We start from the raw sequence: 12,203 nt of genomic DNA, 5'->3' as shown, positions 1-12,203 counted from the left end.
TTCTACATTTGGTGTACAAATTACACATTATCTTTCAATTTTGTATCCACAGTAGTCCATCACAAGCTCACTGAACATGGCATTTGCCCAGGCGAACCATTCTCTGGTATACTGCGTATCATCCTTGACACAAAAACCTTCATGCATCAGCATTTTCCCGCCATCTGTAGATGCTGCAAGATCGATCATTTTCTTTTTTTCCTCCCTCGTGGATGCTGTTAATCCCTGCATGCACAAGGCAATATGCCAGATATATTCTACCGGTGTATGAGGACTTCCGATTCCTTCTGCCTTGGCTCCTCTATAATAAAATGGATTGGCTTCGCTTAAAATCAGATTTCTTGTGTTCTCTGCCACCTGAGGATTCTTTCCCTCATATCCCAAATAATCCATAGAAAGAAGACTTGGAACATTGGCATCATCCATCAGATTGAACTGACCATAGCCGTCCACCTCATAAGCATAGACCTCTCCGTATCCTTCCTTACAGGTGATGGCAAAATTTTCAATCCCATCATAAATCTCTTTTCTCAACTCGGCTGCAGCTTTTGCCAAATCAGAAGATTCCACAATCAACCGGGCAATTTCTTCCAGATATCCCAATACTACCACTGCAAACATATTGGATGGAACAAGATAACCATAGGTACATGCGTCATCACTAGGCCGAAATCCTGACCAGGTCATACCGATTCCGGACTTAACATGAGTCCCCTTTCCGTCTCTGGACAGGGTGTCCGTATAATACGTATTTCTGCGGATAAACCGATAGGCAGACTTTTCTTCATGGTACTGCTCCGTGCGAAATACATTAAGAATCTTCCATGCCCCATTTACAAATGTATGATCAAACTGGTCTGTACGTCCCGTATTTTTCCAGATCAAGTAAGCCAACTGAATGGGATAGCAAAGAGAGTCCACTTCGTATTTCCGCTCCCAGAGCCAATCGTTCATCTCTGTCTCATCCTTCTCCCAGCAATTTCCATTAGGTTTCTGATTAAATGCATTTGCATAGGGGTCAATACAGATATACAGGAACTGACGATGCACCACTCCCACCAGAATATCAGCAATATTTTTATCCTCCTTCGCTGGGATAAGATAAGGACGAAGAGATGCTGCTGAATCTCTCAGCCACATGGCAGGAATATCTCCTGTTACAACATAAACCGTATCATTCTCCATTGAATGTACTGCTGTATTTAATGTATTGGTATAACAATTTTTAAATATCTCATAAATTTGGGGATTTTCGGGAAAAAATGTCTTTACCTTGTCCAGAATGTTTCTGATTGATTCCGGTATTTTTTCTATTTGCTTCATAGTATTCCTCCTTAAAAAACAGCAGGAGTAATTGCTCCTGCTGCCAATTATCAGTCTGCCGCTAATGTTTTTTCGAGTCCATATATCTGCACTTCATAGATACGTGCTGCTGTATCCGACCCCTGTGTAGGTTTCACAACTGACAGTTTCACATATCTCGCATTTACCGGTGCAAATGTATCCAAAGTATCTGCTAATGTATTTTTTGTAACCGATACAATAGATGTATATTCGGTTCCATCTGTACTTACAGAGATTGTATATGCTTTGGTGTTCATATCCGGACTTTCACCACCAGCCTCAGCGTGAGCTATTGCCACCTGACTGACAGCTACCTCTTCTCCCAGATCAATGATCAGTTCATGAGGAGGCATTCCTGTCGCACACCATTTTTTAGTCACGTCTCCATCTACTGCAAATGAAGGAGCTTCATTTTCATTTACATAAGCAGTTGCCTCTGTTACTTTATCCTGAGACAGCAGCAACAATTCGCCATCTTTTTCAAGTTCTGAAGTTACAAACACAAGTCCCTCTACCGTCTTGGTATCTTCACCAGATGAGTTCTTTGCCATAACTGTAACATCATAAACACCTTCTTTATCATAAGTAACGCTTACAGAATCACCTTCTGCGCTCTCTGAACTGGATCCCGGTAATGACCATGTGATTTCTTCTGTATTCTGTGAACAGGCAGCTGAAAACTTCACTGTGCTGCCAGGACCTATCAGTGTCTGAGAAGCTTTCAGGCCAGCCTTGGGCAGACTGTTATCCGGCCATTCCATAGATACAGAAACACCCTCTCCTTCTTTCAGGAATCTATTTACAGGTACAACTTTAAATTCAGACTTATTTGTTTCATCTGTGCGGGGCAGTGTATTGATATAGAAACATTCCGTATTGGATACCCCCAGAAGAGACTTACTATTATCCTGATTTATTCTGTAAATCTCATAATTGGATGTTTCTGAATCACTTTCCCAGGAAAGACGTACCCCTGCATACATACCATCCTCATCAAATTCTGCATCATCCACTGTAAGATTTGTAATCTCGGCAATCTTTTCCTCTGCAGAATCAGCAATTGTAATATTTCCAAAATTGAATTGATAGAACGTACTCTGCTCTGTTGGCTTCAATTCATAAGAAATCGCTCTTATATTTTTCCCCGAATATTTGGAAATATCGAAATTAACAGCAGTCCACTGGTCACCTACCTTATGATCTCCTTTAATTGTCTCCTGGCTTCCATCATCAAATAATAATATTGCATTCAGTTCCGTCTCTGTGTTAGCCATTACAGTGGTAGAGAAGTATGTAGTTTCTTCTACCGGTAAGTCTGCGCTGTAAAGATGAATTATAGAAGATCTTCCTTCTTCCATATTTCCATAAAGTTTCAGAGAATTACCACCATACCATGCATTTCCTACATCAAAAGCTGCTGTGAGCGCATTTCCTTCCCCATCGTCAATCATCCAACGATAAGTGGGCAGAACATCTCCAATGCTTCTGTTATTCCAATCGAGCTTAGAAATCTGTTCTCCTTCCTTAAAGAAACTATATCCGCTTCCTGTATTAAAATTCGTAACAAAAGGAACAGAAGTCAATACAGATTTTTCTATGGCAAATGCAGAAACTCCACGCCATTGCTCTGCTTTGGAATATTCCATTTTTTCTGACGGATCAGCTTTACTGTTTACCCAGATTGTATTTTCTTTCTGATGGAATTCATCTAATGTAGACGCCGATGCATAGGCCCAACTCGGACAGTAAATTCCAAGAGAAGTGTGTGTACTGTTTTCACCGGACTCAAATAAATCCCAACGAATCGGAGTATTATAGCCATTTGCCTGGATATCTATTCCCGCATAAACTTGATAAGGATCAATTCCCATAGTTTCCGCCTTTTCAGCAGATTGTTCCAGAAGTTTCTGATCCGCCAGTTCTTCTTCTGTCCACCAGAAATTTAAAAACATCTCATCGGCAACAGCATTTCCGTCTTCATCCTGCAAGAACATCTCATTCTGATCAGTAAGTGCATTCTGCCAGTCCATTTCACCATCGGCGGTCATGGAATCATAATAAATCACCCGAAGCTCCGGTGCCTTTTCCTTGAAGTATTTGATAAACGCCTGCATTTGATCCGCATAGTCCTTCGTTAAAGGCTGCTCCTCTGTTCCCTCTGTCTCCTGATTAATAAACCAGCCGTCAAACCCGTAGATCTCTGCAACCTCAATCAACTTATCTGCCAGTGGGAAGCTTCCGTCCTTCTCCTGACTCAGGAACGTATCCAGCCATTCCATTTTTCCACCAGCTACACCTTGTGGAAAAAATACAGTTCCTATTACCGGTACACCATTTTTATGTCCTAAATCTGTTACATCCGGACTTGGAGGAACAATCAATCCCTCTCCTGATGAACCGCCCCAATATACAAGTTCATCCACATATTGCCAGTATGTAAAAACATTGCAATTTGCAGAATTCAATCCATGAGGGGCATTACCACTGGTGCTGGAATTCATGATCGAAATCGCCATTACTCTTGTATCTTTATTCTGCGTTTCATTTACCGGAGTAAGATATTCATGATCCACCCTCTTTGCCAATGGTATCTTACTGATATTGTAAATCAAATCCTGATCTTCTTCCGGATTCCATTCCAGCAACTCCTCCGGAAACCAATAAGAGGACTCCGGCTGTCGGTTCATTACCAGTTCCTTATTCTCATTTTCTTCCGTAACCTGATAGTTACTGGCCTTTTCTTCCTCAGAAATCACAGCCTCCTCTTTTTGGCAGGCACAAAGATTCATGGTAAGCAGCGCTGCTACACTGATTGCAGAAGCTCTCCTTAAAAATTCTTTTCTTCGCATTCTTTTTCCTCCCCAATACTATTTTATTAATAAATAGTATACTGGAAAGTTCATTAAGAAAAACAGTGTAAAGATACTAGAATTTCTGTACAAATTTTATATTCCGTCAGTTCAATCAGGCAGATACTTTCCTTTTTCCTATTGAATAACTATTCAATCGCCCTAATCCCCATTTCATCTATTTTTTTAATTATCCAACATATTTTTTAACTGCTAAGAAAATCATCTTCAAATTCTCTCAAAACAGATCCAGCATACTGTCCAGATAGATTTTTTCTCTGACATGTATCTGGTATTCCGGTCTGGTCATGTAATAGAGCAGAAATTCCAGTATCAGGGCACTGCCGAGTCCTCTGCCTTCGATTTTAAAATTTGAAAATCCCATTGGCAGATAGATATCCCGGATATCATTGATTCCAATAAACCCCGGATTCTCCATAGCTTTTGAAAAAAGATAGCCTCTCTCTCCTTCCGGTGCCTTGCAGTGATGCTCCGGACAGTTTTCACCCAGATTCTTGCGGCTGACCGTTTCATAGCAAGCTTTTCTGTCCCTGCAGCCAAACCAACAGCATTCATTGCAGAGAAATTCTACCTTGTCCTTCTCAGCCTGAGACAATGTATTTAACTTATCAAAAGCCTTGTTTAGCCGGAAATCCGGCACAACATAACGGAAATCTTTTCTCCGGATTTCTTCTTCAAACTGTGTAAAATCTGTCAGAACCTTGGTAGTGGAGGAAACGAAATAGAGCCCCGGATACTGCTCCTTAAGATATTCCAAAAGCAGTTCTGAATAAATGATCACGCCGTTTTGCGGTTTTCTGTATCTCTCAAGCAACCGGCACAGTGCATTGCATTTTCTGTCTGAAAGGTGCTCCTGGCGAAGCAGGGAATTGCTGAAAGTCAATCGGTCAGAAATCCCATATTCCTGCATCAGTTCAAGAACCTCCTCCGGGTCATTCTCTCCGAAGCCAGCCCTGCCTCCACCCCAGATACAGTCTGCCGGAGCACCATATATGGAACCTATTTCACACCAGTCATAAAAATATTCCCTGTGTTCCCGGAATAAAGGCAGGAACATCCGGTACAGCTCATAAAACTCAAACAGCCCGGGCAGGTGAAAATATGCTTTCTCCCTCATTAATCTTCCAGCACATCCTCTATGGTTTCCGAAGCATCTTCAAGAGCATCCAGAGCTTCGATCAGTTCCTCTGCCTTTCCTGTATGTGATTCCTCTTCTTCATATTCATCAATCAGTGCTGTCAGCTGATCTTTTATTTCTTCCAGACCTTCATAGATTTCCTTTAATTTTTCTTCCCGTTCCATTACGGATGAAAGCTTTACAACTTTAGACATTGCGATACCTCCCATATGCATTTTCTTTAGGAAAAATTATAACACTGCCCTCTTTTTATGTCTATATGGTTCGAAGACACTTGTGATATCTGTTTTCTCTGTGGTATTCTATAGATATCAAGTTAGGGGCAAAATGCCTTTTGACCCTAACATCATATGATCATTGTGTTACACCAAATGTAAAATGGAGGATTTTTATGTTAGTTTGTGATTATATTGTAGAATCTATTGACGGCGACTATGCACATCTTCGCAGAACAGATCTGCCTGAAGAAGAACTGAAGCTCGTAGCACGGGCACTTCTGCCCTTTGACATCACAGAAGGATGCAGATTACATTATGAAATGATGCAGTATAGTATCATTGACTGATTTGACAGTCTCCGACTCACAGCCGTTACAAAAATTTATCAGCAAAGGCAGGTAAATGACTTTTTTATCCTTTACCTGCCTGTAACTTTACTTTCTCTCTGTAATATCATTTTTTCATCAGATACCCATACTTACGCATCTGCCCTCTTAACAGCTGCTCCACGCGTCTTATTACTTCCCTGGGATAATTTTCCGAATTCTTCTGTAAGTATATCTGAATATCTTTGAATGTAAATTGAAAACCAATCTGAACGCCATACAGTTCTTCTGCTGCATCCAACTGTATGTCGAAATCAGAGCTAAATGGCTTCGCCTCAATTTTTTCCAGACAATATTCCAATGACTGATCAATAGGATAATCCTGATTTATGTCGGCAAACATACAAAGTCCCTGATCAAAAAAAGGACTCAGTTCATATTTCTGTGTTTTTTCATTATAAATGACCGCAATATTGTTGGTATGTCTGTCCTCATTCATGAAAAACGCATCTATTTCCAGCATTGCAGTCAGATACGCTCCAAAATTATCTATTTTAGTAATTTCTTCCACCTGAGTTACCAGGTACTGAATGCGTTCTGAAACATCCGCAAAATCTGAGAGCTTTACTGCCAGACTTTCACCTGTATATCGACGATACAATTTTTCCAGCGGAATCAGAACCTGATTTGCTTTCAGAAAATCCAAACTGGAACAGCCCTGAAATATTTTCCCATTATACTCAATTACAGCTGCATCATACTCAACAAAAGGAAAAGGACAGGTACTCTTCTGCAAAAGGTCAGATACAAGAACTTGAGATAAACCTTCATATCCCATATAATCAGCCTTATACCACCTGTCATCAATTTTCCATTTGAGCTGATCTCCCTTGGAAGTATGACCGCTCTTATGCAAGGGAGAATATGCATCAAAATTGCGAATTTCCATTTTTGATCAGCCCTCCTTTTTTAGAATCATAATCCATTGATGATCATCTGACATGCGCCCCTGTGTTTTTTCAATAATTAATAACGGATCATAAAATGGAAGCCCCATCTCTCTCAGAATATCTTTCCTGTGATCGCGTGTTCTAGGAAAACAGCGTTCTTCCAGAAAATATTCAAAATCAGCCCAATCCGGATCAGTTACAACTCCAAATGCCCGGAAAATAATCTGATCTGTATAGTTTTTAATCTTAATTTTTTCATGCCTGAAATCAATATCTATCGTTGTACACAGATCATCATGATTCATGAAATTCATACGCATTTTCACATCCGGATCATCAGAAAAATTATAGGCTCGCTTTATCTGACTGTAAATCGTCTGGCGAGAAACATGATACTGTCTGGCAATATCTGTAATTTTTTCTCCCCGGTCCTGCAGTGCCAAAATATGTGCCAGCTGTTCTTCTGTAAACGAATTTTTCCTTCCGGTATTTTTTTTCTTTTCAGAAATAATGCTGTTATTCATATCAGCATTCAAGCATCTGTAATTGTCGGCATCTCTGGATATCTGCTTCAGTTCATGAATATCTGTTGTTCCAAAAATCTGCTGTATCTGGTCTTTAAAATTCATATTAATATCACCACCTTCAAAGAGACATTATGGAAACCACTTTCACACAGAACAGTTTGTGTAATCGAGTATAGCATGGAGCAAAAAGAAGTGTCAAGAAATAATTTCTTGACACTTCTCTGCACGCATCTACTCAATATGATTATATGCTTTTTCTTATTTCCGCTCCAAAAATCCCTTGGTTTTCCCCATAACATCCTGGAGAATTTTCAGGTTTTCCAGTGTATCTGTTGTTTCCAGTGAATGGTTTGCGTTTTCATAAATATACATTGGCACCTGCTGTTTCTTGGAAAGAGCCTGTATTTCAGAAACAATACTCCATGGATCTGAAGTTCCGATAAAGGCAATGGCTTCTCTGTGAGCAAAATTGTAGGTGTATTTCAATGGTGTGTATAGTATCTGCCGGCATCTGATGCTGTGTTTCTCTGCATATGCGGATGCTATGATCGTGCCTACGCTTTTTGCGACAAATAATATTTCATCATATTTGTCAAAGTCAATGGCAGAAAGACTTTTCTCTGCCTGTTCATAAAGGCTTTCGAATGCCTGCTGCATTTTTTCTTCATTTCCCCGGATATTTCCGCCATCATAAGTATAGCTTAATGCAATTGTTTCTTCATAGCCACATTCCTGCGCCAGCTTTCGTGAATAATATAAAAGCGGCTTGTCACAATGATACCCGATACCAGGGAAAAATACTGCTGCCTTCATGTTCTGCTCTCCATTTAATAACTGCTCTATCATTTTTCATCAGATTGCCAGAAGATTCTTGATTGCTTCCATATAAACCAGAACTGCCTCTTCCATACCGGATACGAGAATAAATTCATCTGCACTGTGGATACGATAATCAATTCCCGGCTTCTCAGGTCCAAATGCAATGATATTTTTAAGAGATTTTGCATAAGTGCCGCCACCGATCACCATCGGCTTGTTCTCTGTATCGCCTGTTACATCTGTGTAAGCTTTGTATAAAGCATTTACCAGCGGAGATTCTCTTGGGAAGAATAAGGCATCACCAATTCCCAGGATCTCTATACGTCCATTCTCATCATCAAGTCTGCTCTCACACATCCTGCGGACTTCATCTGATTTCAGTGTTACAGGTACTCTGATATCAATTGTACAGGAGATCACATCATTCTCTGTTTTGATCATACCGTTGCAAAGAGTAAGTTCGCCATACTCATCTGCAAATTTCAGTCCAATGCCTTCACCATCGCAGGATGTGCCGATATGTGTATTATAGAATTCCACAAAATCGTCCTTAAATCCTGCTTTCTCGAGACATTCAAAAGTAACACCTATTGCATTGACACCAAGAGTCGGAGTACTGGCATGTGCCGGAACTCCCTTTGCATAAATACTGATCTGTCCATTTTCCTCTGTTACCTTATATTCCTGAAGCTTTGTCTCTGCAAGTACAGCTTCCAGTCTCTCCTTCAGTCCCTCTTCGGCAGGAACAACTATTGTGGAGGAATCACACACTGCGTTAAAAACAAAACCACCATCTGCAGAGATGATTTTCGTGTTCTTGGAATAAGCCATCATCTGCAGAAGTCCCTTTTCCCCATGGATACACGGGAAGCTGGCATCCGGGGTAAAGCCACAGGATAATTCTTCTGCCACTTCATTATAATGTTCCATACATTTGGAACCTGTTTCCTCGTTACATCCCATAATGAGACGTACTCTCTTATTCAGCTTCACACCTGAATCGCGGAGAAGCTTCATTGCATAAAGAGCTTCCAGAACAGGTCCCTTGTCATCTGTTGTTCCACGACCGTAAACATAATCACCCTCGCGTGTCAGTTTAAAAGGATCATAACTCCAGTCGCCGCCTACAGGTACAATATCCAGATGTCCGGCAATACCAACAATCTCATCACCCTCACCCATCTCTGCATAACCACAGTAATTGTCCAGATTGACTGTCTTAAATCCAAGCTCCTGTGCAATCTTAAGACCTTCTTCCAGTGCTTTGGCAGGTCCTTCTCCAAAAGGTTTCCCCTCTGCGGGAGTGCCAAGCTGAGAATCAATGGCAACCAGCCTTCCCAAATTGGTAAGCATCTCCTCTGTTAATCCATGAATCTGTTCTTTGATATCCATAATTTTTGTGCCTCCTGTTAAATACTTTCTCTATCTTTGAAATATCTTTATCACTATTTTCTCATTTTATCATATTCGGGCACAAAATAACAGCAGATTGCAGGAATGATTTTTCAGACCCACTCTATGGCCAGATAAAATTGCAGTTTCCGGCCTCCAGACCGTCAATTAGAATGTTCTGGCCTGTACAGAAGCGGTTTTTTACCGCCATAAAGTAAATCCACTCTGCTGCCTCTTCCACAGACATCCATCGTTTCAGAGGTGTGAGTTCCATGATCTGATCCCAGAGCTTTTCATCCTCCATCACCGGCCGGTTCAGTTCAGTCATAACCCCACCGAAATCCAGACTGTTGCATGTCGCCTGATAAGGAGCTATCCTCATGGCCACGTTTTTCGTATAGGCAAGGACTCCTCCTTTACTTGCTGCATACTCCGGAAATTCAGAACCTGTATGCCCGCTTGCTGATCCAATCATAATAATGGAATAAATATTGGGATGAATGCCGTAATGTTCTGTAACAGAAATAGTTCCTTTCAGATTTACATCAATATCATCACCATTCTGAACCCCTGCATTATTGATCAGAATATCTACCTGTCCGATTTCCGGATAAGAGCTTTTGTCTCTGATATCCAGACAGAAATGAGTATATTTCGGATGTTGGATCGAGGATATATTTTTATCAAATCCATAGACTTCATGATTTTCTTTCAGGAAAAATTCTGCACAGCCTTTCCCGATCCCAGATGCTGTGCCTGTAATCAGGACTTTCATCAGGCAAAATTCTCCTTCATACTTTTACGCAATGCTGTAATAAGAACTGCTGCTACTGCAATACACAGAACCCTGTCAATGTAATCTGTGATAAACTGAACTACAAAACAGCTTCCTACCATTCCCAGAGGTGTTTTTGCCAGAAGCTGTACAAGAACAGTGGATCCGGAAGAAGTGATTCCTCCAAATAAAAATGCCGTAATACAGGAACTGATTATGGTAGATGGAAGTGTGATCACAAGAGCAGCCGGAAATATCTGCCACTTTTTCGGCTGGAATTTTCTGTACACAAGACCTGTCACAAAACCAAGAAGAATTCCTACCGGAGCATAATACAGGGAATAAATATCTACAGTCATTCCCATCAGCAGGCCGCTGAGCAGATTGGGCAGCATTCCATAAAAGGGTCCCAGGACAGCAGCCACAAATACAGTTCCGATACTGTCCAGATAAATAGGAAGTTTCAGAAATAAAGCAATCTGTCCTCCCACAAAATTAATGCAGATAGCAAAAGCAATCATACAGATTTTCTGTACACTTATTTTTTCAGTTTTCATTTTAAATCTCCTCGTATTAAATCTTGTAAAATATCCAGTTTTTCCGGTTCCTGATCAAGGATCCTTGAAAGAAACATCTGAAAGAATCCATACACATCTACCTCAGTCAGCACCCTCGCATTCGATGCTTTCCGATAGAAATTCATAGAGTCCACAACAGACTGCCCAAGAGAAATCCCCTCTGTTTCAATCTGTACATAGGAATCAAAGCCTTTGCAGAGTTCCGGATTGATAAAATATGCCACTGCCAGGGGATCATTGATCACACAGCCAATGATATGCTCCCATTCCCAGTGGAAATCAAAATAGAATTTCGTAATCTTCTTTACAAATTCCCCTGTTTCCTTGTTCAGACGGCACATATACTCCAGCAGATCAGGCGTGAGCACAATCTTTCTCGTCACATCCAGCCCCACCATATGGATTTTCTGGCCATTCTGATGGAGTGTCTCATATACCAGAGAAGCGCCGTCCGGGTCACACCAGTAATTGTATTCTGCAACAGGTGAACAGTTTCCATGACTTTTAAAGCTGCCGCCCATGGAAACAATCTCCTCAATACAGGAAAATGCTTCTTTATCCTTCTGGATCAGTCTGGCAAGATTGGTCATAGGTGCCAGTTCGATTATGGATACTTTCTCTTTTTTCAGCACATCAGCAAGAAAATCCACAGCACTGATCTGCTGCTGATAACCGATTACTTCCGGCAGAAAGCTTTCGCCAAGCCCGTCTTCTCCGTGAGTATCCAGAGCATTCACGTAATCCCGCCTTAAGGGAGTGCTTTCCCCAATGTACACGGGAACGTCCAGACGATTCATCTGCTTCAGGATTTTCTTTGCATTTCCAAATCCCATCTCCACCGGTGAATTTCCGCACACAATGGTGATTCCGATCACTTCGATCTCCGGTGATTTCAGTGCAAGCATAATCGCAAGACTGTCATCAATCCCCGGATCACAATCAATAATTACTTTTCTTTTTTTCATTTAATTCCTTTCTGTCAAAGCAAAAAAAATACTTTTGTTTATCCCTCAATAAACAAAAGCATCAGCAAACAGACCGCTTATGATAACTCATAAGCGACCGCAATATTTTTTACTTTGCCTAGTTTTTTATACTGGGAGGGTTTCGAACCAGTTTCGGTGGTTATTTTAACACATATTTTTATGCATGACAACAGTTAGCGCATACACCATTTGAGATTTGCAGCATATTCTAAGAGCAGAAATCTCGTGACATGCTCCCGCCACTTAAATCTTACAGATTTTGAAGTGGGGGCTTCCTGCT

12 protein-coding genes and 1 riboswitch are annotated in these 12,203 nt (G+C 40.9%); of the genes, 1 reads left to right on the top strand and 11 read right to left on the bottom strand.

The window, feature by feature from the left end; translation table 11 throughout:
* Window positions 1-27 precede the first annotated feature (27 nt).
* From LJE11_RS09135 to LJE11_RS09120, 4 genes are all read right to left on the bottom strand, one after another.
* Window positions 28-1,323: a glycoside hydrolase family 125 protein gene (locus tag LJE11_RS09135; RefSeq protein ID WP_008706048.1), complete on the bottom strand. Its 1,296-nt coding sequence runs from the start codon at window positions 1,321-1,323 to the stop codon at window positions 28-30.
* Window positions 1,324-1,373: 50 nt separating this feature from the next.
* Window positions 1,374-4,193: an endo-beta-N-acetylglucosaminidase gene (locus LJE11_RS09130; protein WP_144137267.1), complete on the bottom strand. Its 2,820-nt coding sequence runs from the start codon at window positions 4,191-4,193 to the stop codon at window positions 1,374-1,376.
* 238 nt (window positions 4,194-4,431) lie between these two features.
* Window positions 4,432-5,331 carry a hypothetical protein gene (locus LJE11_RS09125; RefSeq protein WP_008706053.1) on the bottom strand — a complete coding sequence of 300 codons (900 nt, stop codon included), beginning with the start codon at window positions 5,329-5,331 and terminating at the stop codon, window positions 4,432-4,434.
* Complete coding sequence (locus tag LJE11_RS09120) at window positions 5,331-5,546, bottom strand: hypothetical protein (RefSeq protein WP_020993478.1); 216 nt, start codon at window positions 5,544-5,546, stop codon at window positions 5,331-5,333. The genes LJE11_RS09125 and LJE11_RS09120 overlap by 1 nt, the downstream gene beginning before the upstream one ends.
* A 197-nt stretch (window positions 5,547-5,743) precedes the next feature.
* Here LJE11_RS09120 and LJE11_RS09115 point away from each other — a divergent pair, with 197 nt between their 5' ends.
* The gene (locus LJE11_RS09115; protein ID WP_008706056.1) at window positions 5,744-5,917 is read left to right on the top strand and encodes a hypothetical protein; all 174 of its coding nucleotides are present in this window, start codon (window positions 5,744-5,746) and stop codon (window positions 5,915-5,917) included.
* 106 nt (window positions 5,918-6,023) lie between these two features.
* On the opposite strand, the gene LJE11_RS09110 is transcribed toward LJE11_RS09115, so the two are convergent.
* From LJE11_RS09110 to LJE11_RS09080, 7 genes are all read right to left on the bottom strand, one after another.
* The gene (locus tag LJE11_RS09110; protein ID WP_008706058.1) at window positions 6,024-6,845 is read right to left on the bottom strand and encodes a hypothetical protein; all 822 of its coding nucleotides are present in this window, start codon (window positions 6,843-6,845) and stop codon (window positions 6,024-6,026) included.
* Between the two features lie 6 nt (window positions 6,846-6,851).
* On the bottom strand, window positions 6,852-7,475 hold the full coding sequence (locus tag LJE11_RS09105; protein WP_008706060.1) for a helix-turn-helix domain-containing protein: 624 nt from the start codon (window positions 7,473-7,475) through the stop codon (window positions 6,852-6,854).
* A 156-nt stretch (window positions 7,476-7,631) separates the two neighbouring features.
* Window positions 7,632-8,186, bottom strand: a complete 555-nt coding sequence (locus LJE11_RS09100) for an alpha/beta hydrolase (RefSeq protein ID WP_008706061.1) — start codon at window positions 8,184-8,186, stop codon at window positions 7,632-7,634.
* A 39-nt stretch (window positions 8,187-8,225) separates the two neighbouring features.
* On the bottom strand, window positions 8,226-9,584 hold the full coding sequence (locus LJE11_RS09095; RefSeq protein WP_008706063.1) for a M20 family metallopeptidase: 1,359 nt from the start codon (window positions 9,582-9,584) through the stop codon (window positions 8,226-8,228).
* A 124-nt stretch (window positions 9,585-9,708) separates the two neighbouring features.
* A complete protein-coding gene (locus tag LJE11_RS09090) occupies window positions 9,709-10,359 on the bottom strand; it encodes an SDR family NAD(P)-dependent oxidoreductase (protein ID WP_008706066.1) in 651 nt (216 codons plus the stop codon).
* Window positions 10,359-10,916, bottom strand: coding sequence for an ECF transporter S component (locus tag LJE11_RS09085; protein ID WP_008706068.1), 558 nt, complete (start codon window positions 10,914-10,916; stop codon window positions 10,359-10,361). Before LJE11_RS09085 ends, LJE11_RS09090 begins: the two co-directional genes overlap by 1 nt.
* Window positions 10,913-11,902, bottom strand: coding sequence for a nucleoside hydrolase (locus LJE11_RS09080; RefSeq protein WP_008706070.1), 990 nt, complete (start codon window positions 11,900-11,902; stop codon window positions 10,913-10,915). Before LJE11_RS09080 ends, LJE11_RS09085 begins: the two co-directional genes overlap by 4 nt.
* A gap of 112 nt (window positions 11,903-12,014) precedes the next feature.
* A riboswitch (PreQ1 riboswitch) is annotated at window positions 12,015-12,059 on the bottom strand.
* Between the last annotated feature and the right edge of the window lie 144 nt (window positions 12,060-12,203).

This window comes from Blautia sp. DFI.1.216 (assembly GCF_020594215.1).
Lineage (GTDB): Bacteria > Bacillota > Clostridia > Lachnospirales > Lachnospiraceae > Blautia_A > Blautia_A wexlerae.
Note: the sequence above shows the minus strand (reverse complement) of the source record. Positions and strands in the feature narration are given on the sequence as shown.